This is a genomic window from Gottfriedia acidiceleris (assembly GCF_023115465.1).
GTDB classification, from domain to species: domain Bacteria; phylum Bacillota; class Bacilli; order Bacillales; family Bacillaceae_G; genus Gottfriedia; species Gottfriedia acidiceleris_B.
In genome coordinates this window covers 1,852,378-1,878,513 of record NZ_CP096034.1, presented here as the reverse complement: position 1 = coordinate 1,878,513, position 26,136 = coordinate 1,852,378, and the positions used below count along the sequence as shown (strand labels likewise).

Below are 26,136 nucleotides of genomic sequence, written 5' to 3'. Positions count from 1 at the left end.
AATTTAGAAAAAGAAAATGATATTTTGATTTTAATATTTGATCAAAACACCATTTTCAGGTAAGTATTATGAAATTATTTGTTTTAAAAAACAATCTAAATTTTCTCTTATAAAGTCTTCTTCTAATTCACAAATCACTGGATTACCAAAACTTTTCAATATTATATATTTTATTTTCAAATCGATATTTTTCTTATCTTGTTTCATTAGATTTATAATTGGTTCTAATTCTAAATTTGAATAAACAGGATAATTCAATCGATTATACCAATTTAATATCTCATTAAATTTTAAGTCAACCTGAAAGAACTGTTCACTTAAATAGATTGAAAATAAAGTTCCAAATGCAATAGCCTCACCATGAGTTGTTTTAGCATAACCTAAATAAGCTTCAATTGCATGCCCAAGTGTATGACCTAAGTTTAAAAATGCTCTTTCACCAGTTTCTCTTTCGTCCTTGGATACAATTTCATTTTTTACACTTATACCCATTGTCACACATTTTTCAACTAACTCATCATCTAACTCTTCAAGTGATAGAATATGATCCATTAACCAATTCAAATTATCATGAGAAGAAATCATAGCTTCCTTACTAATTTCAGCAAAACCTGATCTCCATTCCTCTATTGGCAAGGTTGTTAAAAAGCTTAATTCATACAATACCAATTCCGGCTGATAAAATGCGCCAACTATATTTTTAGCTTTTGGAAGGTTTATAGCTACTTTACCACCTATAGCACTATCGTGGGCTAGTAAAGTAGTAGGTAATTGGATAAAACGAATACCACGCATATAAGTAGCAGCAACAAATCCCGCTAAATCACCAACTACTCCCCCACCTAAAGCAATTATTAAACTATTACGATCTAATTGGACATCAAAACAATAAGTTAAACAATTTTCGTATATTTCAAAACTCTTACTTTTTTCACCATGTGGAATGATAAAGTGTTCAACTTTATTTGTTTTACTACAATTTAGTAGTACTTTTTCTAAATAAAGTGGTGCAACTTGATCATCTGTAATGATTAGTATTTTGGAAACTTTAGGAACTAAACAGTCCAACTTTGACTGCAGTTCACTCAATACTCCAAACCCTATACAAACATCGTATTGTTTAGAGCTTGTATTTACAGTTATCACATTCATTAAAAATTCCTCGCATACTCACGGAAATCTTCAATATTACGTTTTAAACGCTCAAGTTGATCTGATTCAAATTGTTCAATAATTGCTTTTGCAACTTCCCAAGCAACAATATGCTCTGCTACGACACTTGCTGCAGGAACAGCACAGCTATCAGAACGTTCGATACTTGCTTCATAAACTTCCTTTGTTTCAATATCAACGCTCTTTAACGGCTTGTAAAGCGTTGGGATGGGCTTCATTACTGCTCGAACGACAATTGGCATACCTGTTGTCATACCGCCCTCAAAACCGCCAGCACGGTTCGATAATCGGTAGTAGCCTTGTTCTTCTGAATATGCAATCTCATCATGAACTTCACTACCTGGTAAGGAGCCAGCTTCAAACCCGATGCCGAATTCTACACCTTTAAAGGCGTTAATGCTTACGATTGCACCAGCAATTTTTGAGTCTAGCTTTCTGTCAAAATGAACGTAGCTACCAACACCAGCTGGCATACCTTCAACAACAACTTCTACAATCCCACCAACTGAATCTCCTTTTTGTTTTGCATCATCAATTAATGATTTCATATTTTCTGTAGCGTCAGCGTCTATACATCTTACTTCTGAGTTTTCAGCACGATTATGTAAGTCTTCTACATTTTTATAGTCTAGATTTTTTGCTTTAACCCCACCAATTTCTATAACATGGCTTGCAATTGTGATTCCTAGCTCACTCAACAATTTTTTTGCCACCGCTCCAGCTGCAACACGTACTGTCGTTTCACGAGCTGAAGATCGCTCTAAAACATTCCTTACATCTCTAAAACCATATTTTATAGCTCCATTTAAATCTGCATGCCCTGGTCGTGGTTTTGTAATGCTTCTTTTTCCTTCGTATTCTAGATTGTCCAAAGGTTCAGGACCCATAATATTAGTCCAATGTTTAAAGTCGTTATTTTCAACAACCAATGCGATAGGTGAGCCTAATGTATAACCATGTCGAACACCGCTAGTAATTTGAGCAGTATCCTTTTCTATTTGCATTCTTCGCCCTCTACCATATCCACCTTGACGTCTACGAAGTTCAATATTTATTTCTTCTGCTAATATAGGTAAGCCTGCTGGAACGCCTTCAATAATTGTAGTTAATTGTGGACCATGTGATTCACCAGCCGTTAAATAACGCATTTCAACACCTTCTCTTTATGTAAGTTTAAAATTATTAGTTACTACTATACCACAACCTATTCTGAAATTAACATAAAAAAAGAACCATAATTTGGCTCTTTTTTTGATTTTTTGCAAAAAAATGAAATATCGATAAGAAAAAAGTAATTTTTCGCCCATATATTTTGTCAAAACATAAACTCAGGATCATTTTAAAACAAAAAGTCAGCAATTATGCTGACTTCTTTGTTTAAAACTATTTTATTAGTATACCCACTCTTTAATAAGCTTAGAGTATTCAACTAATTCATTTTGATTGAAGAAAATTCCGATTTCACGTTCTGCACTAGCAGGTGAATCTGAACCATGAATAATGTTTTTGCCTACAGTTGCAGCATACTCACCACGGATTGTTCCTGGTGCTGAATCTTTTGGGTTTGTTGCTCCCATCATTTGACGAGCGGTAGCGATTACATTTTCGCCTTCCCAAACCATAGCGAATACTGGGCTTGAAGTGATGAAGTCTACTAACTCACCAAAGAAAGGACGTTCTTTGTGCTCAGCGTAGTGAGTTTCAGCTTGTTCTTTACTCACTTGCATTAACTTAGCTCCAACTAATTGGAAACCCTTTTTTTCGAAACGAGAAACGATTTCACCAATTAAGTTACGTTGTACACCATCAGGTTTTACCATTAAATAAGTTCTTTCCATTATGCTCTACCTCACTTGATTTCAATTATGTATAAACAACACAGTAGAATAGTAACATCAATTTATAAAATTATCAATAGTTTAAAATCTTGTTATATTGTAAAAATTGAAATCGCTTCCAGATTATTGTTTAACTTTTATAAATATAACTGAATAACAGGAATTCTATACGTATATAAAAAGCCAAAAGAGGCAGTTGTAAATGCACTAGCATTTTCCCCGCCTCTAGTTTTTTCGATTTCCAATATTTTTAGCAATTAATATTAACATTTCCTTTGCTTCACTATTAGGAAGGCTACTGATACTGTTTAAAGATTTTTGTAAATATGCTTCACTAACATTTCTTGCTGCTTTAATATATGTACTTTTACGAATTTGATTTATAAGAGGTTTTACAGTTTCCGGATCGATTCCTTCATAAACAGATTCAATTTTCTCTTTAAGTGCTAAATCATTCATCGCAAACAAGACAGGTAGTGTAATATTACCTTGAATTAAGTCGCTACCTGATGGTTTCCCTAATTCCTTCTCAGAAGCCGTAAAATCAAGAATATCGTCCATAATTTGAAAGGACATACCTAAATAGTATCCGTAATCTTTTAAACACTTTTGAAATGCTGGAGAGGCACCTGATGCAATTGCACCAATTTCACAACTCGCTGAAATTAAAAGAGCAGTTTTTCGTTTAATTCTTCTTAAATAACATTTTAAATTTTGGTCAAAATTATATTTATCTTTTATTTGTTCAATCTCACCTAAACAGATCTCTAAAATAGTCTCAGATAATTTTTGATGGGCCAATGGGATTTCGATTTCTGACATACATTCCAATGCTTTTGCAAATAAAAAATCCCCTGCATACATAGCAACACGATCATTATATGTTGAATTGATTGTCGGTTTACCTCTTCGTAAACTTGCTTCATCAATTACATCATCATGAACTAAAGATGCCATATGTATGATTTCCAACGTAGCTGCTACATTTTTAATCGATTGAAGGTTATATTGTCCAAATTTAGCACTAAGCAATACAAAAACTGGTCTAATTCTTTTCCCACCAGATTCAAGCAACTGTACAGAAGCATTTTTCAAAATTGGTTGTGAAGAATTGACTACTTTATGAAGCGTGCTTTCAATCTCACTAATGTCCTTTTTTAAATAAGAATATTTCCATTTAACCTTCATTCCGTTCACCTTACTATTCATCCCATTTTCTCGCTTTTTAGTAACTAGCTTTTTGGTTTAACACCTAAATGCATTGCTGCTACACCAAAAGTATAAGGTTTAATTTTTATTTTTTCTAACCCTGCTTTTTTGAAAAGATTTGCAAGTTCATTCATACCTGGAAACGTGCTTGCACTTTCTTGCAGCCAAGAATATTCTTTAAAGCTTTTAGCAAATATTTTCCCAAAAATCGGCATGATGTATTTAAAATACGCTTTATACACATGTCTAATACCAAATGCAGTCGGTTGTGATGTTTCTAAACAGACAACAATACCTCCAGGCTTAACGACTCTTGTCATTTCCTTCAACACTTGATAATAATCTGGAACATTTCTTAAACCAAATCCAATTGTTACAACATCAAAATAGTTGTCCTCAAATGGCAACTCCATAGCATTTCCATGAATTAATTTTACTTGGTCTAAATGCATATTCTTAACTTTTTCTTCACCGATAGATAGCATATTTTTACTAAAGTCTAATCCTACTACTTCTCCATCTTTTCCAACTGTATTTGCAAGTGCAATTGTCCATTCACCAGTACCACAGCATACATCAAGCGCTTTCATACCTTTTTGAACATTCATAATTTTCATAGTTTGTTTGCGCCAAGCAATATGTCGTCTAAAACTAATAATACCATTCATTGTATCATATTTATTGTAAATCTTTTCAAACACGTCATGTACGCGTTCTTCTTTTGATTGAGTCATATAAACCCCCACTAAACTAATTACGATTACTTCTATGTAGATTAATTTTGTAATTGTATTATTTTTGATAATTCTTCTTTTGTTTTAGCTAAATCAACAATTCCCATTATTCTTTGAAATTGTGAAATAAAATCAGAGCAGTTTTCAACTGATGATTGTTCGAATTCTTTTTTCAGTCTTGATCTTAAACATTCTTGCTCAATATGCTTTATTGATTCTTCAGCTGATATAAATTTTGCAAAATGTACTAGTATAGTTGATTCGATTACAGTTATGCAGTTGAAAAGTTCTTCTAAAGAACCAAATTGTTCGTGAACTAGATTGATCTTCTCTTCATTCATTTCTTTAACAGCATATGATAGTTCTCGTATTAGCCCAATTTCCCCAGTTTTAGATAGCGCATCGTAATATAGTCCACTATATAAATCACCTTCTAAAACGGTTAATTGTTTCTTTTCACGATCCATTGGTGTACCTTCAAATGTGGATACCTTTTCATGTGTATCTAATGCAATTTGATGAATCATCAAGGCTTTACAGTAATGTACAATTTTATCACTCGAAAAATTGTGTTCTTTTAATAAATTTATTAATAAAGTAACCTTTACATCATCAATTGTCGGTGCTTGAAGATGTTGATTTAAATATGGGTGTCTAATCGTATGTAAGATTTGAGTGATTACTTCATTTTTTAACTCGTGAATACTATTCATTATTTCCATCCATTCCATTTATAACTGATTTTTTCATTATACCATAAGTATTTTAGATGGTATAAGTTGATTGCTCAATCAACTTGCATTATTTATAAATGAATATTTTAAAAAAAGCAGGACTTCTGGCTTTTAGATTGCCTATCAAACGCCCTGCTTTTTGATTATTTGATTCTATTTAGTTGAATGAATCATTGCAAGAATTTCATTTCTTCCTTGCACATCCTCTTTAAGTGAGCCACGAACAGCAGTCGTAACAGTTTTTGAGCCTGGTTTTCTTACTCCACGCATAGACATACACATATGTTCTGCTTCTACAACAACCATTGCTCCATGTGGTTGTAGTACGTCCATAATTGCATCAACTACTGAGGCAGTAATACGCTCTTGTAACTGAGGTCTTTTAGCTACTGTTTCTACAGTACGTGCTAATTTACTTAAACCAGTTACTCTACCATTTCTAGGAATGTAAGCTACATGTGCAACTCCGTAAAAAGGTAATAGATGATGCTCGCACATTGAATGGAATGGAATATCTTTAACAAGAACTAATTCTTCATGATCTTCACCAAATACTTTATGTAAATGAGCTTTTTCATCTTGGCGCATACCCGAGAATACTTCAGCATACATTTTCGCAACTCGTTTTGGCGTTTCGTAAATTCCTTCTCTATTTGGATCATCACCGATAGCTTCAAGAATTAGACGAACCGCTTGTTCAATTTTTTCTAAATTAACTTCATTCATTAATTGATCCCCCATGCTAAAAAAAATTCTAATATTCACTATCAGATTCGTTTTATTTTAACATAATTCTTTTTTTATAGGCAAAAAAAAGAAGGATACTTTCTTTTTCCTTTCTTTTAGACCACCTAAACTCAAGCCTTTCTTTGTCCAAAATTTAATATTGGTCTCAAAATCATTAGTCTTTTTGGACTTTTTTAGCAAAAAAAGAAGGATGCTTTTTTTAGCATCCTTCTTTTTCGCTTAAATTATGTAATTATTTTACTGCATCCTTAAGCGCTTTACCAGGTTTGAAAGCTGGAACTTTACTAGCTGCGATTTCGATTTCCTCGCCAGTTTGTGGATTACGTCCTTTACGAGCTGCACGCTCACGAACTTCAAAGTTACCAAATCCGATTAATTGTACTTTATCCCCGTTTTGTAACGCACCAAGAATTGATTCGAATACAGCGTCTACTGCTAAAGTAGCTTGTTTTTTAGTTAATTCACCAGCTTCAGCAACTGCATTGATTAAATCTGTTTTGTTCATGTCTTTCACCTCCTCCCAAAATTTTAGATGTTTCTTAATTTCATTTGTGACCAAAATTTTAAATTTTATACAACAAATTCCAATTAATTTCTTTGTCATGCCTTATATTATACGATTCTACGGCTTTTTTCAATATGTTTTATAAGAAAATGTTGGAATTACTCGAAAACAGGTGAGGATTTTTCTGAAAAATTTATTTATCGTCTTCAATTTTCTTATAAGTACTTCTCGAAGTACGATGGTTACTGAATTAATCGGCATTTTTTTAATTTTTTTGATGATTTTTAATAAATTTATTTTTGTTGAACTTTGTCGAATAATATTTATTTTCTCTTGCTAATTTTTGTGATTTTTTTAAAATTTTATTTCACCAGGTAAAATATGACTATTAGATTGTTAAAAAATTAATCACCTCTATATATTGGACTAACACAAAAAAAATCAGATGGTTTTGACCACCTGATCAATTAATGATTAAAGGATAATTGCAATTAAGCCGCCACTTCCCTCGTTAATAATTCTTTCTAAAGTTTCCTTCAATTTATATCTTGCATTTTCAGGCATTAGAGAAAGTTTCGCTTGGATGCCTTCACGTACGATTGAACTTAATGAACGCCCAAATATATCAGAGTTCCAAATTGATAATGGATTATCTTCAAAATCTTGCATTAAATATTTAACAAGTTCTTCACTTTGTTTTTCAGTTCCGATGATTGGTTCAAACGTTGACTCAACATCAACTTTAATCATATGAATAGAAGGTGCTACTGCTTTTAATTTGACACCAAATCTTGAACCATGGCGTATTATTTCTGGCTCATCTAAGCTCATATCTAAAAGCGAAGGTGCTGCAATTCCATAGCCGGTTTGTTTAACCATTCTTAAGGCATCTGCTACTTGATCATATTCTTGTTTTGCATGAGCGAAGTCTTGCATTAATTCTAATAGATGATCTTTACCGCGAATTTCTACACCTACTACTTCTTTTAAGACTTGATCATATAATTCATCTGGTGCAGATAAATCAATTTCTGCAACCCCTTGCCCCATATCGATTCCAGCAAGTTGTGCATGTTCAATAAATTCATAATCACTAAATTGGCCAACTACATAATCTACATCTCTTAATCGTTTAATATCTTTAACTGTTTCTTGAATTGCTTCTTGGTAGCTTTGGCGTAGCCAGTGATTTTCTTTTAAAACTAATACCCAGCTAGGTAAGTTTACGTTCACTTCAAGAACTGGGAATTCGTATAAAGCTTCGCGAAGTACGTTCATTACATCTCCTTCGCGCATTGCTTCAACACTTAACGCAATGACAGGAATATCGTACTTTTCTGATAGTTCTTGTCTAAGTGCCTCTGTATTAGGATGATATGGCTGAGAAGAGTTGATCACCATAATGAAAGGCTTTCCAACTTCTTTTAATTCAGCCACTACTCGTTCCTCTGCTTCGATATAGTCGTATCTTGCTATTTCTCCAATTGTGCCATCAGTTGTTACAACAACTCCAATTGTAGAATGCTCTTGAATAACTTTTCTTGTACCGATTTCTGCCGCTTCATTAAATGGAATCGGTTCTTCATACCAAGGAGTGCTAATCATTCTAGGACCATTTTCATCCTCATATCCTTTAGCCCCTGGCACACTATAACCAACGCAATCTACTAATCGAATATTTACATCTAACCCATCCGCTACATGAATTTTTACTCCTTGATTCGGAACGAATTTTGGTTCAGTAGTCATTATTGTTTTACCTGCAGCGCTTTGAGGTAATTCATCATGTGCTCTAGCACGATCAGCTTCATTTTGAATATTAGGGATTACAACAGCTTCCATAAAGCGTTTAATAAATGTTGATTTACCAGTACGCACAGCACCTACAACACCTAAGTAGATATCTCCTCCTGTGCGCTCGGCAATGTCTTTAAAAATATCTATCTTTTCCATGTGTTCCCCTCCTGATTTATCAATACATGGGAATAATTGACTTGAAGTAGTATACCTATGACAATATCATTCTATGATGTTGTCCTAGTGAGTTATGACAAGATTTTTTATTTTTTCTTTTTATTCACTTGGGATCAAATAAAAAAATCCTTCGATAAAATGTATTCTTTTATCAAAGGATTATGATTTATATTATTTATTTTTGTTCTAAAAACACTGGTTGTCCATCTTTAATCGTATATGGAAGTGAGTATGCAGGCACGATTGGTGAGTCTTTTACTAAGATCGAACGAATATCTTCACCGAACTTATAATTTTTCGCTTCTTTAATTTTTGCATATAAATCAGTTGAATAGTCAACATAAAACTCCCCATCATTCCCCATGATGATTGGTAAGTTCTTATTGCTATAAGGACTGACTACAAATGGTTCTTCCTTGAAACCCATCTTTTTATAGTTTAATAGAAAAACACCATTAGCCAATGTTTTCTTGATTGGTGGATAAGTATGTTTATCTTTATAAACTTGTACTCTTAATGAAACATCTCTTAGTTTTTCTGCAATTCTAAGATCGACTAATTTAACAGTCGGATTCTTCTCTGCATCGACTAATACGTACTGGAAGATACCACCATTTTCATAAGAATTACCAGGTGCATCACTTAAATAGCCAGGAGTTAGTTTTGTAAAATCAATTGGATACTTAATATAAATAGGTGTATTCATATCCTTGTTTTTTATTGGTAACATTCCTGAATTGTTTTCCTTAAATTTATTAACTGCAGTTTGAACAGATTGCAATTGATCATCATATGGTACTTGGTTTTGTGCAAGTTTATCTTGTGGATATAAACAACCACTTAATATACTTATAACAAAGCACATTAGAATGGAAAGAAATAGCTTTTTCATGTTAGTCCCCTTTATTCTCATTAACTAGGCCAGCTTAATACGATATATGTAATTAAAATCCCTGAAATAATTAAAGACATATATGCAATGAAGGCTGTAATCATTTTTAAAAATTTTATTTTTATTTTGTTTCTACTTAAGAAAATTAAAAATAATGATAAAAGCATTAATCCGATTCCTACAAAAGAAATAATTTCATTAATATGTGCCGCGTTCATTATGTTCCCCCTATGTATTTTCTACCATTATTATAGTATCAAAATAATCACATGATTTGAATTAAAATCTTTTTAATCCTATTAAGACATTATCGACTTATTTAATGCCTACGTATACTTGTCTGTTATTAATTTATTTCTTGCATCTTAAATAATCCATTAGAACATATTCACTAGTTACAACCTTAACAAACACCATCAAAATACCTCCTTGATAAAACCAATCAAGGAGGATTTTAGGATCGGGGACCATTCACATAGTTAAAAGGACAAAATAAAAAGAAAGAAAAAGTAAAAATATACTCCTTCTTTCTTCGAAGCAAACTGGGGCAATTGCTTCGTAATCATCCTCGACTAACACCCACCAGAATACATCCGGTATAAGTCATTCTATAGTATGCAATAATGTATGATTATGCACTAAATACATCGCTGAAGAATAAGCCCAATTATTTTTGTTTAAACATATTTGTTAATGATTGAAAATCTAATGGCATATTATTAGTAACAATTGCTTGAACGATTTTGTCTTCTTTTTCCTTAGAAACTTGTCGACCTGTCATCATTGCAATTTGACGAACTAGTTTTCTAACAGTTGCTTCATCTTTAAAGTTTGCATCTTTTACTGAATCAGCGACTTTAAAAATATCTGATTTGCTTACATTTGCTTTCTTTTCAATCTTATCGAAGAAACCATTTGGATTATTATTAGTCACCATTCAAACCTCCTTCTTTTCTATACAACATATGCTATGCAAAAAAAGAGAAATGGTGAAACGCCTATTTTAGTCCACAAAAGAAAAAGCACTAAAACTAAGTTTTAATGCTTTTAATCTATCTATTTAAATAAAATTAATTACTCAGTAAGATCGCTTATATAATTTGACGTACTTTCGCCCTCATGTTTTTTTACACGAGACATAAGTGCATCAACTGCTAATTTTGGATTTTTATTTTCAAATAATACTGCGTGTAATTCATTAACAATTGGCATTTCTACATTTACTTGTTTTGCTAATTGATTTGCAGCCTTCGTCGTGCGAACACCTTCAACGACCATCCCCATATTATCTAATACTTCGTCTAAAGATTTGCCTTTCCCTAATAAATTACCAGCTCTCCAGTTACGGCTATGGACACTCGTACAAGTTACGATTAAGTCGCCCATTCCTGTTAATCCAGCAAAAGTTTGAGTATTAGCACCCATAGCCTTACCTAAACGAATTATTTCTGCAAGTCCGCGTGTCATTAAAGCCGCCTTTGCGTTGTCGCCATATCCAAGTCCGTCAGTAATTCCAGCAGCAAGTGCGATAATATTCTTTAATGCTCCACCAATTTCAACACCAATTACATCTTCGTTTGTGTATACACGGAAATAACCATTTGAGAATAATTCTTGAACGATTTCCGCATCTTCCATATTTTTAGATGCCGATGTTACAGTCGTTGGATGTCTTAATGCAACTTCCTCAGCATGACTTGGACCTGATAATACAACGACTGATTTTAAGAATTTCGCATCAATTTCTTCAGTGATCATTTCTGAAACACGTTTAGATGTGTCAGGCTCAATCCCTTTACTTGCATGGATTATTGTAACCTCGTTTGTTAATTCATTATTTAATTGTTGGCAAACTTCTCTTATTGCTTTAGTTGGAACAACTAGCAAAATATAGTTAGCTCCATTTATAGCTTCCTTTAAATTGACCGATGCCTTTAAATTTTCAGGTAAATTAATTTCCGGCAAGTATCTTTTATTAGTATGCTGTTCATTTATTTCATTGATTTGTTCGGATTTATTTCCCCATAAAGTAACCGTATGCCCATTATCTGATAAAACCATGGCTAAAGCAGTTCCCCAACTACCTGCACCTAAAACAGCGATTTTTTCCAAATCAACACTCCCCTTCATAAAGAATCCATATTTTTCATCGAATTACGCTCGTGCACGACCGATAATCTTAATTGGAGATCCCTCAAAATCAAAAGCATCTCTAATACGATTTTCTAAGAAACGCTCATAACTAAAGTGAAGTAATTCAGGATCATTTACAAAAACAACAAATGTTGGTGGTTTAATTGCTACTTGAGTTGCATAATACACTCTTAATCTTTGTCCATTATGAGTTGGTGTTGGATTCACCGCAATTGCATCCATAATAACATCATTTAATACATTTGTTGGAACACGTAAACTATGGCTTTCACATGCTTTATTAATCATTGGTAATAAAGTTTGAGTTCTTTTCTTCGTTTTAGCTGATAGGAATACAATTGGAGCATAATCTAAGAACTGGAAATGTGCTCGAATGTTTTCAATGAATTCATTCATTGTTTTTTCATCTTTTTCTACTGCATCCCATTTATTTACAACAATAACAACTGATCTACCTGCTTGATGTGCATATCCAGCGATTTTCTTATCTTGTTCAATAATACCTTCTTCACCATCTAATACGACTAAGACGACATCTGATCTTTCGATTGCACGTAAAGCACGTAATACGCTGTATTTTTCCGTACTTTCATAAACTTTACCTTTTTTTCTCATACCAGCTGTATCGATAATGACATAATCTTGGCCATCTTTTGAATAAGGTGTATCGACAGCATCTCGTGTAGTTCCAGCAACATTACTTACAATTACACGTTCTTGACCTAATAATGCATTTACTAATGATGACTTCCCAACGTTTGGTCGACCAATTAAACTAAATTTAATTGTCTCTTCATCGTAATGATCATCTTCTTGTTCAGGGAAATGTTTTACAACTTCATCAAGTAAATCACCTAGTCCTAAACCATGTGAACCTGAGATTGGAAATACTTCTCCAAATCCTAATGCATAAAAGTCGTAAATATCGCTTCTCATTTCAGGATTATCGACTTTATTAACTGCTAATACTACCGGTTTTTTTGTTTTATAAAGTATTTTAGCAACTTCCTCATCTGCCGCTGTGACACCCTCACGACCATTTGTTAGAAAAATAATAACATCCGCTTCATCAATTGCAATTTCAGCTTGTTGGCGTATTTGCTCTAAAAATGGCTCATCGCCAATGTCAATTCCACCTGTATCGATTAAACTAAATTCTTGATTTAACCACTCTCCTGAACTGTAAATACGATCACGAGTAACACCTGGAATATCTTCTACAATTGAAATTCTTTCTCCCACTATCCTATTAAAAATAGTTGATTTCCCTACATTTGGTCGTCCAACTATTGCAACTGTCGGTTTAGACATTTAATTCATCCTTCCTAGCATAACTATGTACCATTTAAATCATCTAAATGAGTTTTAGTTTAGTTTTAAAAATTGATTTATTTAAATAACTTATCTATTTTAACAAAAAATATGAGAAAAGACCAATACACTTCAACTTTTTAATAATTTTCTATTTTTGAGACTTATTTTTGATACGTAAAGTACTATGAATTGAATTGCTGACAATAATAAAATGGACATAAATAAAGTATCAAACCAGTTTAAATCTCCTATTATATATTTAAAATTAATCGACTTAAACGTAATATAATTAAAAATGTCTCCTTGAACTAGTCCAATTGTTATATAACGCATTTTGTTATAATAGGATTTACTTAAAAAGAGAGAAAGTAGTATGACTAAAAATGAACTAATTATCTTCTCATCAATAATAAAGCTTGCAGGATCATAAATCGAAAGCAGTGTAACTACACTATATGTCATGCCAATAATCAGACCTTTAAAGAAATGAACGATTTGGTCAATTAAATTTAATAAACTAATAAAGTAGCTTATGATAAAAATTATAATGATATATGAAAAATTTATTTCAATTGAAAATAGATCAATTGTGTAAGCTGAGCAACCGATTAATATAAGCAATCCAGCTAGATACAAAAAATTTTTCTTAGTTCGATCCTGATAAAGCAAAAGAAATAAAACAATAATCCAAGAACTAATGATAAATAGACTACCTTGCACACGAAAACCTCCTAGTAGTACTAGTATGAACAATTCATATTTCAAAAATAATCAAATAAAAAAAGAAAGTGTATAAGAAGTTGCATTTAAAACGAATCTATAAATGAGATTTTTTTGGAGGTGAAGCGAGTGGGAAAAGATCGTCAAGAAAAGAAACTAAAACAATCTAGAAGAGTTGAATCTGATCGAGATCAAAGCATTCATAACAAAGGTGCTACGCGTTTAGACACACCTGAAGAAGCAAGATCAGAAAATCAGCATAACTAAAATGTTCTAAATAAAAATCCTTCAGCAAATGGCTGAAGGATTTTTTATTATTTTTTAAATTTATTTAATTTATCACCAAGTAGTTCGCTTAATTGGAAACCACCTTCACTTGGTTGTACGTATTTAGCAATATCCTCTTGAAGTTCAGCTTCACCAGCTTCTTTAATGCTTAATGATAAGCGTTTTTCAGAAGGGTTAATATCTAAAACTTTAACTTTTACTTCTTGACCAACTGTTAGGACTTCGTTTGGATTTTTAATATGTTTATCAGCAATTTGAGAAACATGAACTAATCCTTCAATTCCATTTTGAACTTCTACAAATGCACCAAAGTTTGTAAGACGTTTTACAATCCCTTCAACTACTGCTTCTGCTTTAATGCTTGGATTTAATTGATCCCATGGTCCTGGCTGAATTGCTTTCATTGATAAAGCAATACGGTTAGTATCTGTGTCAATTGAAAGAACTTGAACTTTTACAGTATCTCCTACAGCTACAATTTCTTCTGGCTTTGTAACACGTTTATGAGACATTTGAGATACATGGACTAATCCATCAACTCCACCAATATTTACAAAAGCACCGAAATTTGTTAATCTTTCTATTTTACCTTCAACGATTTGCCCAACTTTAATAGAAGAGTATGCTTGACGGCGATTTTCAATTTCATTTAATTGCTCAACAGCTTTATGAGATAAGATTACGCGATTTTTTTCACGGTCTAGTTCTTCAATCACTACTTCAAGCGATTGACCAACATAGCTTCCTAAATCTTCAACGAATTTTTTTGAAACAAGTGAAGCAGGAATAAATCCACGAACGCCTACGTCTGCAATTAGTCCACCATTTACTTGCTCTGTAACGATCACTTCAAAAACTTCTTTACTAGCTAATTTTCCTTCTAATTGTTCCCAAGCTTTAACTGAATCTACGGCACGTTTAGAAAAAACAACTGAATCTTCCTCAACTTTAATAACCTTTAATTCAATTTCTTGTCCAACAGTTAGCGCGTCACTTACATTTTCAATATGTACGTTAGAAATTTCTTTTATTGGAAGAATACCATCTGTTTTTCCACCGAAACCTACGATTGCTTGCTTATCTTCAATTTGTTCTACTACACATGAGATAATTTCCCCAACTTCTGGCATTACTTTTTCAACCATGTCATATTCCTCCTTATGTTTTAAAAATGGATAGACCAATTATGTATTATCCTCTTTTACCTTCTAATAAATAAGCAGAAAAGTCAAGAAATCTGATGACTAATTCTTCTAAATATTTTTTATTTTACCTTCAACAATCGTTAATATTTCATTTACAACATCATCAATGTTTTTAGAAGTAGTATCTAATGAGATTGCATCATCAGCTTTTTTCAATGGTGAAACTTCTCTTTCCGAGTCAATTCGGTCTCTTGTTGCTATTTCTATTTTCAATAGCTCTAAATCACTTTCAAAACCGTTTTTGACATTTTCGATATGTCTTCTTTGAGCTCGTTCATCCACAGAAGCAATCATAAAGATCTTCACTTCTGCACCAACTAATACATGAGTCCCAATATCTCTACCATCCATTACAACTCCACCATTTACGGCATATTCGCGTTGTAAATCGACCATTTTTTCACGAACTAAACTATGTTTTGCAACAAATGATACGTTTCTAGTTACTTCTGGTGTTCTTATTGGCTCTGAAACATCAACATCATCAATGAAAACTTTTTGAGTACCTTCTTCCGGGATTAACTTAATCGTTATATTTGAAAGTAAGTTACTTAAATCCATCTCGTTATTTACATCAATATTGTTTTGGATTGCTTTAAAAGTTAGAGCACGGTACATTGCACCAGTGTCGATATATACATATCCTAATTTTTTTGCAACAATCTTTGCAACTGTACTTTTACCAGCAGCTGCAGGTCCATCTATCGCTATACTAATTTTTTTACTCATAAGTCCTCCTACATAAAAAAAGTGCTACATTAATAGCAACCCCTTTAATCTTATCATGTCCTAAAAAAATAAAAACAAATAAAAATAAAGCAGGCTAGCCTGCTTTATTTTATATTACCATATGATTCCGACGAATTCATCTATTTACCAATATGATTATATACTTCTCTAGTTACGTCCTTAGCTTTTTGCGTAACGCCTTCATATAATTCAATTTTCGTTAAATAGACAGAAAGACTAGGGAATGATAAGACGTATTGACTTATGACTAAACAAAATAATTGAATAATAATTAATTTAAAAAGTATTCGTTCGATTCTTTTCATTTAAGATCATACCTTTTTTTATTACCAGTATGATTAGATTCAATTAATTTTATACACAATTTTGAATTTAATTTTTAATTCATCTAACTTTTAACTGTATTTAACCTAGCAAAAAAACGTGCTAAGCACGTTTTTGTCAAAGTAAAAATTATTTAGAGAAGCCTTCCATAATATCATTCATTTCGGATGCTAACATGACAGTTAATTTAATTCTTGCCTTTTTACTATCATAATCTTTACCTAAAATTACACCTTTATTAACTAAATCATAGGCACTTCCGTAATAATCATAAGTCGGATATACTTCGCCTTCTTCAGAACTTGTTGTAATGACTACTTTAATGCCATCTTTAACAGCTTTTTCAATTTCTTCAGTCATATGTGGAGAAACTTGTCCTCTTCCAACACCTTCAAGGACAATTCCTTTAGCACCATTTTCAACAGCTGCTTTAATTAAATATCCTTTTGCTTCAATATAACATTTAATTATATCTACTTGAGGTAACTCACTTGTAATTTTGTATTTATCCTTTAATACCGGTTTTTGATAGATATGTACTTTATCGTTATCGATAATACCTAGGTATCCGAATCCAAATACGTTAAACCCTTGAATATTAGATGCATGTTCTTTTTTAACATATTTTGCAGTAAAAATACGTTCATTAAAGACAACAACTGTACCAACGTTTCGAGTAGATTCGTCAGATGCAGTGTAAATTGCATGTCTTAAATTGATAAAAGCATCAGTACCTAATTCCCCTGGTGATCTTTGAGAGCCAGTAATAACAACTGGACGATCATCGTCAATTGTTAAATCTAAAAAATAAGCCGTTTCTTCTAACGTATCAGTTCCATGGGTAACGACAACCCCATCGATTGTTTCATCTTGATAGTATTCTTCAATTTTATTCTTTAACAACATCCAATGTTCGAAGCCTATGTGCATACTTGGAACTTGGAAAAAAGAATCGACAATAACATTTATATCTTTTGGTAAATTGAGCATTTCTGCAATTTCCTGACCTGACAATGCCCCAGAATCTAATTTACCTGATTCTGCATTTGGTTTACTAGCAATTGTTCCACCTGTTGTTATTAATACTACTTTTTTCATTTTAGCACCTCATTTCACAAGAAATTATAACATTTTAAAATTCTTTAAGTAAACAGAAAACGGCTCGAAAATCTTTAATAAAAAAAACGTAGCATAGCTACGTTCACTCTGTTGAAAAACTACCTTGTCAATTAATTATCAAATTTTCGTAAAAGGAGGAGAGTGATGTTGATTTCCACTACATGGTGCCCGCTTTCCATGGGGCGAGATTCTTTAGCCTCCTCGGCAAGCCGAGGCCACTGAAAAACAGTCAATTTTATTTACTGTAATCTATATATGATCTAAAAAAGGCGATTTTTCGTTCAGAATTGAACGGAAAATCGCCTTTTCCTTTATACATTTTTATTTTTCTTCCTTCATTAAGGTCAGTATTCGTTTTAAATTAACTGCGAATATGGCCATTGCCCCTTGCATTTCCATGCCTAATAGACCCGTGGAATTTGCTACATTGTACCCGTGTCTGTGTTTTAATTCACTATTTTTTGCTTCAATTTTATAGCGTTCTTTTGATTTCTCTTTGAAATATTCGCTTTCTTGAAATTGTGCATGCTCTTTGTGTTCAGTTGATTTAATTGTTACACTATATGATTTACTTTTGGCACCTTCTTTGTAACATCCATCTTTAAAGGGACATTTTTTACATTTTTCAATATCAAAGTAATACATATCTCGCGGATTTTTTTTCTGATTTTTTCTTTCTTGTCTTCTTTTTCGGATTGCCATATGACCTGCCTTGCAAACGTACATACCCGCATCCTTATTATATTGAAATTCATCTTCTTTTTTACGTGCTCCATGTGTAATCGTTGGGTTTAATTTCGAAACTAATTTTAATTCATTTTCATTTACGTATTGAAGATTATCAATCTCTGAATAAGCTGTATCACCAATGACTGTATCAATTTCCATTCCTGTTTCACAACTTTTTTCAATCAATGTTTGTAGGTACTTTCCATCATTTTTTTCACCAGTAGTAACCAATGCAGCTGTAATAAGACGCTCTTCGTTCATCGCAATATGTGTTTTATAACCAAAGAATGAGGTATCAGCTGATTTGTGACCAGTTTTTGCGTCAGGATCATGTGAAAATTCTAGGTTGCCCTCGTAATCTTCTACAATTTCTTTTAGATAGTTTAGTTTTTCTTTGACTTTTGGATATTCACGGATTGATTCTTCTTTTTCCACAGATTGGATGACTTTTTGACTATATTTAATTTCATCGATTAAATCATTCGTTGTTGGCTTTTGTGGGAATTTTCCTCTCATTCCCTCATTGATTTGATAAACAGCTTTTCGAAGAAGCTTTGACTTTTCCATTAAAAATTCTTTTGGTGATTTTTGATTATATCGCGATCTTGTATGAGTTGCATCAACTATAATGGAAGTACTTTTAATTAGTTCTTTTTCAAGTGCGATTTCGACTGTTTTATTGATCAACATGTCTAATAATTCAACATCTTTTAAACGAAGCTTACGAAATTTCGTTAAAGAACTTGAATTGATCACTGATTCTTCCGGAGCCATATCAAGAAAATATTTAAAAGACATATCATACTTTGATCGTTCAACAACATCAACATCTGATAAATCAAAGATCGATTTTAGTAACAAATATTTGAACATACGAATAGGCGGCACTGCATTCCGGCCGTTATCAAGGCAATATTTATTTTTTAATTCTTCTAAAACAAACGTAAAATCTACTAATTCATTTATTTGACGAAGTATATTATCTTTCGGAACAATTAAATCGTATAAAGCCATGAAAGGACTGAGAGTAAAAGATTCTTGATTTGAGATCATTCGATACACCACCGTTACTTGATACAACAATTATACAAGAAAAAAGTGAAGGCTTCCTCGATGAAATCGAGAAAGCCTTCACTTTTTTTAATCACAAGGACTTTTTCAGTGGCCTCGGCAAGCCTGCGGGGTCTCAGCCTTCCCGCTAATCCCATAGGAGTCGATCACCCCTCCGTTCCAATCAACTTTTTCAATCAAAAAAAAGTCTGTAATAAATACTAGTCAAATAGCCTTTACTTAGAGTAATCTAACTGTTGTATATTAATCAGCTTGTAGGATCAATTAATATCGAACCTAAACAACAAAATCTTTGTTTCCTAAAAATGACCCATAATATTTTTAACTTCTAAAAAAATTCTAAAAAAAATCATTACTAGTATTATTGGAATAATGAAATTGCTCAAACACTTTTACATTTAAAACATTAAAAAATCATTCTAAAAATGCTAATTTTATCATTATTAAATATTCATTTAAAGTCCGTTTTCCCTATTGACGACTTTATATTTCAACACTCTGAACGTAGCATAGCTACGTTCAAGCTGTTGAAAATTGCTCAAACATAAAAATAATTAAAAGCATTAATAGATCATCAAAAAAATGATAATTTCATCATTAAATAAATATTCAATTTAATGTCCGTTTTCCTATTGCCATTTTATATTTCAACACTCTGAAACGTAGCATAGATACGTTTCATTTCTTTAAAATTATTTATTACTAACTAAGTGAGAAACGATTAAGTCACCGTGAAAACGACCATTTTCTATAAATATTTCGTTTGCATTGTTTCCTGCAGCAATTACTCCTGCAATATAAATGCCTTCAATATTTGTTTCCATTGTTTCCGGATTGAATAATGGTCTTCCTGTTTTATCATCTACTTTGACGCCCATGCTTTTAATTAAAGTATGATCAGGATGGTAACCTGTCATGGCATAGACAAAGTCATTGTCAATCTCAACTATTTGTCCTTCTTTTTCGTATACTACTGATGATTCTTTTATTTCAAGTAGATTTGCGTTAAATTCCATTTTAATTGTGTCAGAACGGACAAGTGCCTCGAATTCTGGTAGTACCCATGGTTTAATACTTGGTGAATATGAACTGCCTCTATAAAGTACAGTTACATCCGCTCCACACTTTTCTAGTTCTAGTGCTGCGTCAACACTTGAGTTTTTCCCACCGATGACGACAACCTTCTGTTTAAAATGTTTATGACCTTCAAAAAAGTAATGGGAAACTTTATTAAGCTGTTCACCAGGTATTGATAAGTAGTTTGGTTGGTCATAATATCCAGTTGCTACAATAACTGCTTTTGCTTCATAACGTTTTTCTTCCCCGTTTATTGTAACTGATTCGATGATAAAATCAGTTTTCTTACTAACCGTTTTTACCTCTTCAAAAGCATTAATTTTTATGCTATTTCGCTTAACAACGTCACGGTAATAGGCTAGAGCTTGGTGTTTTTTTGGTTTTCTACCTTCAATAATAAATGGAATATTTCCCACTTCTAATTTTTCACTTGTACTAAAAAATGTTTGATGCGTTGGAAAACGACTGAGGGTATGAACTATATTTCCTTTTTCAATTATTAATGCAGAAATCCCCTTATTTTTTAATGCTAGATAAGCTGCAATACCACAAGGTCCTCCACCAATGATCAGAACTTCTACTTTTTCCATTTGAAACATCTCCAATAAACTAGAGTCTTAGTTATATTTACTATTACTATTTTACGTAAAATATTCAATTTGTCTAATAATAGCTAATCAAAAAAAACAAGATGGATATACTCCACCTTGTTTTTATCAGCAAATATAATCTTATACCCAGCCTCTGAATCGGCTAGCTTCAGCCATTTTACGCGCGCCAACCATATAAGCAGCTAATCGCATATTTACTTTTCTATTTACACTTGTTTCATAAATATTATTAAATGAACGTACCATAACTTTTTCTAATCGCTCTTCTACTTCTTCTTCAGTCCAGTAGTAACCTTGGTTATTCTGTACCCATTCAAAGTAAGAAACTGTAACGCCACCTGCACTAGCTAATACGTCTGGTACTAATAAAATACCGCGCTCTGTTAAAATCTTAGTAGCTTCAAGTGTTGTTGGTCCGTTAGCAGCTTCAACTACAATATTTGCTTTAATATTATGAGCATTATCTTTTGTAATTTGATTTTCAATCGCTGCAGGAACTAATATATCACAATCTAATTCTAATAATTCTTTATTTGAAATTGTATTATTAAATAGTTTAGTAATTGTACCAAAGCTATCTCTACGATCTAATAAATAATCAATGTCTAAGCCATTTGGATCATGAAGTGCACCATAAGCATCAGAAATACCAATAACTTTTGCACCAGCATCATGCATAAATTTCGCTAAAAAGCTACCTGCATTACCAAATCCTTGGATAACAACTCGTGCACCTTCTAAGTTAATACCTCTACGCTTTGCTGCTTCACGAATTACAATCGTTACACCTTTAGCAGTAGCTGTTTCACGACCGTGAGATCCACCTAATACTAATGGTTTACCAGTAATAAAACCAGGTGAGTTAAATTCATCTATTCTAGAATATTCATCCATCATCCAAGCCATAATTTGTGAGTTTGTAAATACGTCTGGAGCTGGAATATCTTTAGTTGGTCCTACGATTTGGCTTATTGCACGTACATAACCGCGACTAAGTCTTTCTAACTCACGGAATGACATATCACGTGGATCACAAACGATTCCACCTTTACCTCCACCATATGGTAAATCTACAATTCCACATTTTAAGCTCATCCAGATTGAAAGGGCTTTAACTTCATTTTCTGTTACATTTGGATGGAAACGGATACCACCTTTTGTTGGTCCTACCGCATCATTATGTTGAGCTCTGTAACCAGTGAAAATTTTCACTTGTCCATCATCCATGCGAACTGGAATTTTTACAGTCATCATACGAACTGGTTCTTTTAAAAGTTCATACATTTCATTTGAATATCCTAATTTTTCTAACGCTTCTTTAATAACTACTTGTGTAGGCGCTAGTACGTCTAAATGTTCTTCAGTGTTGCTATTTTTCTCTGTAGATTTCTCGGCAACCATTGTAAACCCCCTAGAAATTTGAACGATGAAAAGATTCATTCATTCTGAAATTAGTATACAACTTTCCATCCCTTTTTGAAAGTTATAAACACATAGAAAACAAAATATAATATTCGTTTAATGTAAGCGTTTTCTAAGGTCATTATACTCCTATTTCCAATATTTGAAAAGGAAAGAATATGAAGAAATACAATATATTAATAAAAAATTTACAAAAGTAAAACCTCTCGTAATAAATTACTGAGAGGCTTTATTTTTGACGAAATAAAAATGCAGTTTTTCAATAGCATTTTCTGAGATAAGTTCTTTACCATATTCAATAATACGGTAAATTGTTCTTGTGGAAGGATTCCCATATTCAGCTAAAATCGCATAAAATGTTTCACGATCTAGTCTTCCTATATCACTCTCCTCGAACTTTAAGTAAAACGTATTTTCAAAAGAGAATAATCTTCCACCTAAAGCATCACATGAAACCAATTTTTCAGAAAGTAGGATTAGATCATCTAAAGTAGAAAACTCGTACAATATATGTTCACTTTCATCTAGGATTACTTCCATCGAGATAAAATCGTCTTGGAATTCATCTTCCTCTTCTTCAATTTCATCGGATTTTGTTACGATTACAACCATTCCTTGAGCTTGAAGAGAGAAAACTTCAACGGATACTTTTCCATCTACTTCGAAACCTAGTTCTACGCTAGCTTCATGCATCATATCTTGAAAAAGCTGTTGAACTTTTGGCGCATTATACCATAAGTCTTCTTTTGTCAGACCACGTTCAGATAAATCATCAGATGTAAGAAAAACTTTTATTTTATTGTAGTTCAACCGTTCCAACCTCATGAACTAGCCTCCTTGCTGCATTTACCATAGTACAGTTTATGTTTTTATACAATTTTGGTGATTCTAAAGTCAAAATTCATTTATAATTAAAATTCTGCTTTAACCATTCATCCCAGTTGGATTGCTGACTACCTATATAAAATTCCTGTATAGAATCCATAATTGGGCTCTCACAAGTTGAAACTGCGTGTCCACCAATTCCAATAATGATATCTGGTTTTATTTTTTTGATTAAAATGGCTAGATCAATTGTTTTCTTTAAATTTTCTCTTAAAGTACAAGTCATGATAAATCCAGCTGGATTCACTTCATTTATTACTTGTTCAACATCATTTGAGTCAATTGATGCTCCCAAATAAATAACTTGAAAACCAATTCTTCTTAAATAAATCGTAAAAATTAATAATCCTAATTCATGTTTTTCTTCTGGTCCACAAACTGCGATTAACTTTGGCAAATGTTTATTGTTAGGTAAATTTTGATAAATCATCCCTAATCTCGTTCTCAAAAAAGATGTTGCAAAATGTTCATGGGCACTTGTAATTTCACCATTACGACATTTATCACCTATTAATATAAAAACCTTTGAAATAATTTTAAATAATACTTTATCTACAGAAAAAAGACTAAATGCGTCATTCACATAATTATGGGCTTCACTTTCTTCAAAAGATAATAATGAAGAAACAATTCGATTTACAAGCGCATCTGATTGAAGATTTTCAGTAAGAGAGCTGTCATTAGACGATTTATGCTCTTTTGCTTCGTATAAGTTAATTGCTTGTCCAATTGTAAACCCTTCATTAACTTTTTGAACGAGCCATTTTAAAATATAAACATGTTCCTCTGTATACAGTCGATGGCCAGCATCATTTCGTACAGGACTTATAATATTATATCTTCTTTCCCAAGCTCTCAATGTGCCTGGTAAAATCCCAACAATGTTAGAAATTGCTTTAATATTGTACTTTCCTATTTGGGCCAATTTTCTTTTCCTCCTGCATGTAAACAACAAACACTTATTTCATAACTTCAAAATTTAAAACTGTTATTGTGTTTTGTTTGCGAATTCCTTTTTTGTTATGTAGCTCCAAATATACCGTTTTTTGATTTCGATTTACATTTAATTGACTTCTTTCAAACAGATAAACTTGAATACTTTCAAAATTACGACTATTACTATTCATGACTTCTGTATAGCTAGTTAATATACTAAGATCATCTTCATACCGTTCTTCAAGTGCAAAGTCTAAATGATCTCTCTTTGTTTTCACATCATCTAAACCAACAACCGAAAACTTAGTACCATTTTCAGTTTCAAACGATGCACTTTTATTTTCTAAAATTGTAACTTTATAATCTAGTAATAATGCATTTAGATCCCTATAGTTGCCACTATAGTCAAAATCATTCCACAAAAAATAGACAGGAGCAATAGAAGATAAATAGTGGATGTTTTCATGTCTATATTTTTTTGACTTCTTTTTTGAGTAACCACTTAAAAGAATTAATGTATTATGATTGCAGATTTTTTCAATCTCACTCAATTTAAAAGGAATATCGCCTATATTTGGAATCCATATAAGCTGAATTGACTGTAACGAATCATCTAAATGCTTTATTTTAATTTTTTTATGTATAATCTCTAGCTTACTTTTTCGATTAAACAATAAAATAATTGCTAAAATTATTACGATTCCGATCAATGATATTAATTTTATTTTAATTTCCCCCTTGTTACAAAACCCATCCACAAAGTATATGTCAGCTTGATTCTCTGATTTTACTTCATTCTTAAAAATCAATTTATCTATTTCTTTTTTTATTATACAAAAACTAGTAGTAATTGAAAAATTTTAAACAACAAAAAAACTTATATCCATTCATACAAAATGGGCATAAGTTTTTAATTTGAGTGAAATATGGTTTCATCGTTTCCAAAAGTCTATTTTTGTATACGCAAAATAATATCCTTTATTAGTATTTAATAACAAGAAATAGCGCAAACGAATTTAACAATATTAGTGATTAACTGTAGAATTTTCTATTTCATTCGTAACAGATACTATTCTTAGACCAAGCTCTTCAAATTTACGTAAAATTTTATCGATATTTTTATTTTCATCTATTTTTAAGACAATTCTTCTTAATAAATGATCTTTTGAATCAAAAGTTACTAGCGATATGATATTAACCCTAAAATGGTGAAGATAATCAAGTAATCTTGCTAATTGCCCTTCCTTCTCCATACTTGTCATTGATATCCTTATTCCTCGACAGTCCTTTCCAAGTACTTCTTGAAAAATCTCAATTACGTCATATCTAATGACTAGTCCTATAAAATTTCTCTCATCATCAACTACCGCAATGGAAGGATATTTTTTTAATGAATTCATTGTATCTTCAAATGGCTCATCCGTTTTAACACAGATTGTTTGATGTGTAGCGATTTCACCTATTTTAAGGTTCTTAACATAATCTTCTTTTTGTAAATTACTAAAAAAGCATCTTCTAAAAATCTCTGCTTGTGAAATCATTCCAACATATTTATTTCCAGATAATACAGGAACACTATCAATTTGCTTTTCTAACAAAAGATTAAGTGCACATTCTACAGTTTCATTAGATTGGATCGTAATTACTTGATGGTTTTGAAGCATTCGATGTTTTGCTAACATACTTTAACACTCCCCTTCCCTCTATTTATAACATAGATAGGAA

At 32.1% G+C, this 26,136-nt stretch carries 27 protein-coding genes; 1 reads left to right on the top strand and 26 read right to left on the bottom strand.

The window, feature by feature from the left end; all coding sequences use genetic code 11:
• Positions 1–66 precede the first annotated feature (66 nt).
• From aroB to MY490_RS09025, 15 genes are all read right to left on the bottom strand, one after another.
• Complete coding sequence (aroB, locus tag MY490_RS09095; RefSeq protein ID WP_248268901.1) at positions 67–1,152, bottom strand: 3-dehydroquinate synthase; 1,086 nt, start codon at positions 1,150–1,152, stop codon at positions 67–69.
• Entirely contained in the window at positions 1,152–2,321 is a 1,170-nt protein-coding gene (gene aroC, locus MY490_RS09090; RefSeq protein ID WP_248268900.1) for a chorismate synthase, read from the bottom strand. Before aroC ends, aroB begins: the two co-directional genes overlap by 1 nt.
• Positions 2,322–2,564: 243 nt before the next feature.
• Positions 2,565–3,011, bottom strand: coding sequence for a nucleoside-diphosphate kinase (gene ndk / locus MY490_RS09085; protein WP_025671395.1), 447 nt, complete (start codon positions 3,009–3,011; stop codon positions 2,565–2,567).
• Between the two features lie 225 nt (positions 3,012–3,236).
• A complete protein-coding gene (gene hepT / locus MY490_RS09080; RefSeq protein WP_248269344.1) occupies positions 3,237–4,199 on the bottom strand; it encodes a heptaprenyl diphosphate synthase component II in 963 nt (320 codons plus the stop codon).
• A 44-nt stretch (positions 4,200–4,243) separates the two neighbouring features.
• On the bottom strand, positions 4,244–4,954 hold the full coding sequence (locus tag MY490_RS09075) for a demethylmenaquinone methyltransferase (RefSeq protein WP_056466685.1): 711 nt from the start codon (positions 4,952–4,954) through the stop codon (positions 4,244–4,246).
• Between the two features lie 41 nt (positions 4,955–4,995).
• Positions 4,996–5,667 (bottom strand): heptaprenyl diphosphate synthase component 1, encoded by a 672-nt coding sequence (locus tag MY490_RS09070; RefSeq protein WP_248268899.1) that lies wholly within the window; start codon positions 5,665–5,667, stop codon positions 4,996–4,998.
• 174 nt (positions 5,668–5,841) lie between these two features.
• Entirely contained in the window at positions 5,842–6,414 is a 573-nt protein-coding gene (gene folE, locus MY490_RS09065) for a GTP cyclohydrolase I FolE (RefSeq protein ID WP_088010688.1), read from the bottom strand.
• Between the two features lie 253 nt (positions 6,415–6,667).
• Positions 6,668–6,940 (bottom strand): HU family DNA-binding protein, encoded by a 273-nt coding sequence (locus MY490_RS09060; protein ID WP_056466694.1) that lies wholly within the window; start codon positions 6,938–6,940, stop codon positions 6,668–6,670.
• Between the two features lie 474 nt (positions 6,941–7,414).
• The gene (gene spoIVA, locus MY490_RS09055; RefSeq protein WP_056466697.1) at positions 7,415–8,893 is read right to left on the bottom strand and encodes a stage IV sporulation protein A; all 1,479 of its coding nucleotides are present in this window, start codon (positions 8,891–8,893) and stop codon (positions 7,415–7,417) included.
• A gap of 196 nt (positions 8,894–9,089) precedes the next feature.
• Positions 9,090–9,806 (bottom strand): hypothetical protein, encoded by a 717-nt coding sequence (locus tag MY490_RS09050; RefSeq protein WP_248268898.1) that lies wholly within the window; start codon positions 9,804–9,806, stop codon positions 9,090–9,092.
• A gap of 20 nt (positions 9,807–9,826) precedes the next feature.
• A complete protein-coding gene (locus tag MY490_RS09045; RefSeq protein ID WP_056466707.1) occupies positions 9,827–10,024 on the bottom strand; it encodes a DUF2768 domain-containing protein in 198 nt (65 codons plus the stop codon).
• A 449-nt stretch (positions 10,025–10,473) separates the two neighbouring features.
• Positions 10,474–10,743 carry a stage VI sporulation protein F gene (locus tag MY490_RS09040; protein ID WP_098232458.1) on the bottom strand — a complete coding sequence of 90 codons (270 nt, stop codon included), beginning with the start codon at positions 10,741–10,743 and terminating at the stop codon, positions 10,474–10,476.
• Between the two features lie 137 nt (positions 10,744–10,880).
• The gene (locus MY490_RS09035) at positions 10,881–11,918 is read right to left on the bottom strand and encodes an NAD(P)H-dependent glycerol-3-phosphate dehydrogenase (RefSeq protein ID WP_248268897.1); all 1,038 of its coding nucleotides are present in this window, start codon (positions 11,916–11,918) and stop codon (positions 10,881–10,883) included.
• Between the two features lie 42 nt (positions 11,919–11,960).
• On the bottom strand, positions 11,961–13,271 hold the full coding sequence (gene der / locus MY490_RS09030; protein WP_248268896.1) for a ribosome biogenesis GTPase Der: 1,311 nt from the start codon (positions 13,269–13,271) through the stop codon (positions 11,961–11,963).
• A gap of 132 nt (positions 13,272–13,403) precedes the next feature.
• Positions 13,404–13,994: a YphA family membrane protein gene (locus tag MY490_RS09025; RefSeq protein WP_248268895.1), complete on the bottom strand. Its 591-nt coding sequence runs from the start codon at positions 13,992–13,994 to the stop codon at positions 13,404–13,406.
• A 129-nt stretch (positions 13,995–14,123) separates the two neighbouring features.
• Here MY490_RS09025 and MY490_RS09020 point away from each other — a divergent pair, with 129 nt between their 5' ends.
• The gene (locus MY490_RS09020; RefSeq protein ID WP_248268894.1) at positions 14,124–14,261 is read left to right on the top strand and encodes a YpzI family protein; all 138 of its coding nucleotides are present in this window, start codon (positions 14,124–14,126) and stop codon (positions 14,259–14,261) included.
• A 47-nt stretch (positions 14,262–14,308) separates the two neighbouring features.
• On the opposite strand, the gene rpsA is transcribed toward MY490_RS09020, so the two are convergent.
• From rpsA to MY490_RS08965, 11 genes are all read right to left on the bottom strand, one after another.
• On the bottom strand, positions 14,309–15,427 hold the full coding sequence (gene rpsA / locus MY490_RS09015) for a 30S ribosomal protein S1 (RefSeq protein ID WP_248268893.1): 1,119 nt from the start codon (positions 15,425–15,427) through the stop codon (positions 14,309–14,311).
• Between the two features lie 108 nt (positions 15,428–15,535).
• Positions 15,536–16,216 carry a (d)CMP kinase gene (cmk, locus tag MY490_RS09010; protein ID WP_248268892.1) on the bottom strand — a complete coding sequence of 227 codons (681 nt, stop codon included), beginning with the start codon at positions 16,214–16,216 and terminating at the stop codon, positions 15,536–15,538.
• A 140-nt stretch (positions 16,217–16,356) separates the two neighbouring features.
• On the bottom strand, positions 16,357–16,542 hold the full coding sequence (locus MY490_RS09005; RefSeq protein WP_069031855.1) for a DUF5359 family protein: 186 nt from the start codon (positions 16,540–16,542) through the stop codon (positions 16,357–16,359).
• Positions 16,543–16,690: 148 nt separating this feature from the next.
• Positions 16,691–17,659: an asparaginase gene (locus MY490_RS09000; RefSeq protein WP_248268891.1), complete on the bottom strand. Its 969-nt coding sequence runs from the start codon at positions 17,657–17,659 to the stop codon at positions 16,691–16,693.
• Positions 17,660–18,001: 342 nt separating this feature from the next.
• Positions 18,002–19,462, bottom strand: coding sequence for an IS1182 family transposase (locus MY490_RS08995; RefSeq protein ID WP_248268890.1), 1,461 nt, complete (start codon positions 19,460–19,462; stop codon positions 18,002–18,004).
• A 710-nt stretch (positions 19,463–20,172) separates the two neighbouring features.
• Entirely contained in the window at positions 20,173–21,147 is a 975-nt protein-coding gene (locus MY490_RS08990; RefSeq protein WP_248268889.1) for a YpdA family putative bacillithiol disulfide reductase, read from the bottom strand.
• 141 nt (positions 21,148–21,288) lie between these two features.
• Entirely contained in the window at positions 21,289–22,569 is a 1,281-nt protein-coding gene (locus MY490_RS08985) for a Glu/Leu/Phe/Val family dehydrogenase (RefSeq protein ID WP_098233016.1), read from the bottom strand.
• Positions 22,570–22,806: 237 nt separating this feature from the next.
• The gene (locus MY490_RS08980) at positions 22,807–23,415 is read right to left on the bottom strand and encodes a genetic competence negative regulator (protein WP_248268888.1); all 609 of its coding nucleotides are present in this window, start codon (positions 23,413–23,415) and stop codon (positions 22,807–22,809) included.
• Between the two features lie 76 nt (positions 23,416–23,491).
• Entirely contained in the window at positions 23,492–24,400 is a 909-nt protein-coding gene (locus MY490_RS08975; protein ID WP_248268887.1) for a MerR family transcriptional regulator, read from the bottom strand.
• A 34-nt stretch (positions 24,401–24,434) separates the two neighbouring features.
• Positions 24,435–25,220: a hypothetical protein gene (locus MY490_RS08970; protein WP_248268886.1), complete on the bottom strand. Its 786-nt coding sequence runs from the start codon at positions 25,218–25,220 to the stop codon at positions 24,435–24,437.
• A 216-nt stretch (positions 25,221–25,436) separates the two neighbouring features.
• The gene (locus MY490_RS08965; protein WP_248268885.1) at positions 25,437–26,093 is read right to left on the bottom strand and encodes a CBS domain-containing protein; all 657 of its coding nucleotides are present in this window, start codon (positions 26,091–26,093) and stop codon (positions 25,437–25,439) included.
• Positions 26,094–26,136 lie beyond the last annotated feature (43 nt).

What these genes read in the sequence shown, in the direction of transcription:
- aroB (WP_248268901.1), bottom strand. Translation starts at nt 1,152, where the DNA reads ATGAATGTGATAACTGTAAATACAAGCTCTAAACAATACGATGTTTGT.
- aroC (WP_248268900.1), bottom strand. Translation starts at nt 2,321, where the DNA reads ATGCGTTATTTAACGGCTGGTGAATCACATGGTCCACAATTAACTACA.
- ndk (WP_025671395.1), bottom strand. Translation starts at nt 3,011, where the DNA reads ATGGAAAGAACTTATTTAATGGTAAAACCTGATGGTGTACAACGTAAC.
- hepT (WP_248269344.1), bottom strand. Translation starts at nt 4,199, where the DNA reads ATGAAGGTTAAATGGAAATATTCTTATTTAAAAAAGGACATTAGTGAG.
- MY490_RS09075 (WP_056466685.1), bottom strand. Translation starts at nt 4,954, where the DNA reads ATGACTCAATCAAAAGAAGAACGCGTACATGACGTGTTTGAAAAGATT.
- MY490_RS09070 (WP_248268899.1), bottom strand. Translation starts at nt 5,667, where the DNA reads ATGAATAGTATTCACGAGTTAAAAAATGAAGTAATCACTCAAATCTTA.
- folE (WP_088010688.1), bottom strand. Translation starts at nt 6,414, where the DNA reads ATGAATGAAGTTAATTTAGAAAAAATTGAACAAGCGGTTCGTCTAATT.
- MY490_RS09060 (WP_056466694.1), bottom strand. Translation starts at nt 6,940, where the DNA reads ATGAACAAAACAGATTTAATCAATGCAGTTGCTGAAGCTGGTGAATTA.
- spoIVA (WP_056466697.1), bottom strand. Translation starts at nt 8,893, where the DNA reads ATGGAAAAGATAGATATTTTTAAAGACATTGCCGAGCGCACAGGAGGA.
- MY490_RS09050 (WP_248268898.1), bottom strand. Translation starts at nt 9,806, where the DNA reads ATGAAAAAGCTATTTCTTTCCATTCTAATGTGCTTTGTTATAAGTATA.
- MY490_RS09045 (WP_056466707.1), bottom strand. Translation starts at nt 10,024, where the DNA reads ATGAACGCGGCACATATTAATGAAATTATTTCTTTTGTAGGAATCGGA.
- MY490_RS09040 (WP_098232458.1), bottom strand. Translation starts at nt 10,743, where the DNA reads ATGGTGACTAATAATAATCCAAATGGTTTCTTCGATAAGATTGAAAAG.
- der (WP_248268896.1), bottom strand. Translation starts at nt 13,271, where the DNA reads ATGTCTAAACCGACAGTTGCAATAGTTGGACGACCAAATGTAGGGAAA.
- rpsA (WP_248268893.1), bottom strand. Translation starts at nt 15,427, where the DNA reads ATGGTTGAAAAAGTAATGCCAGAAGTTGGGGAAATTATCTCATGTGTA.
- cmk (WP_248268892.1), bottom strand. Translation starts at nt 16,216, where the DNA reads ATGAGTAAAAAAATTAGTATAGCGATAGATGGACCTGCAGCTGCTGGT.
- MY490_RS09005 (WP_069031855.1), bottom strand. Translation starts at nt 16,542, where the DNA reads ATGAAAAGAATCGAACGAATACTTTTTAAATTAATTATTATTCAATTA.
- MY490_RS09000 (WP_248268891.1), bottom strand. Translation starts at nt 17,659, where the DNA reads ATGAAAAAAGTAGTATTAATAACAACAGGTGGAACAATTGCTAGTAAA.
- MY490_RS08995 (WP_248268890.1), bottom strand. Translation starts at nt 19,462, where the DNA reads ATGATCTCAAATCAAGAATCTTTTACTCTCAGTCCTTTCATGGCTTTA.
- MY490_RS08990 (WP_248268889.1), bottom strand. Translation starts at nt 21,147, where the DNA reads ATGGAAAAAGTAGAAGTTCTGATCATTGGTGGAGGACCTTGTGGTATT.
- MY490_RS08985 (WP_098233016.1), bottom strand. Translation starts at nt 22,569, where the DNA reads ATGGTTGCCGAGAAATCTACAGAGAAAAATAGCAACACTGAAGAACAT.
- MY490_RS08980 (WP_248268888.1), bottom strand. Translation starts at nt 23,415, where the DNA reads ATGAGGTTGGAACGGTTGAACTACAATAAAATAAAAGTTTTTCTTACA.
- MY490_RS08965 (WP_248268885.1), bottom strand. Translation starts at nt 26,093, where the DNA reads ATGTTAGCAAAACATCGAATGCTTCAAAACCATCAAGTAATTACGATC.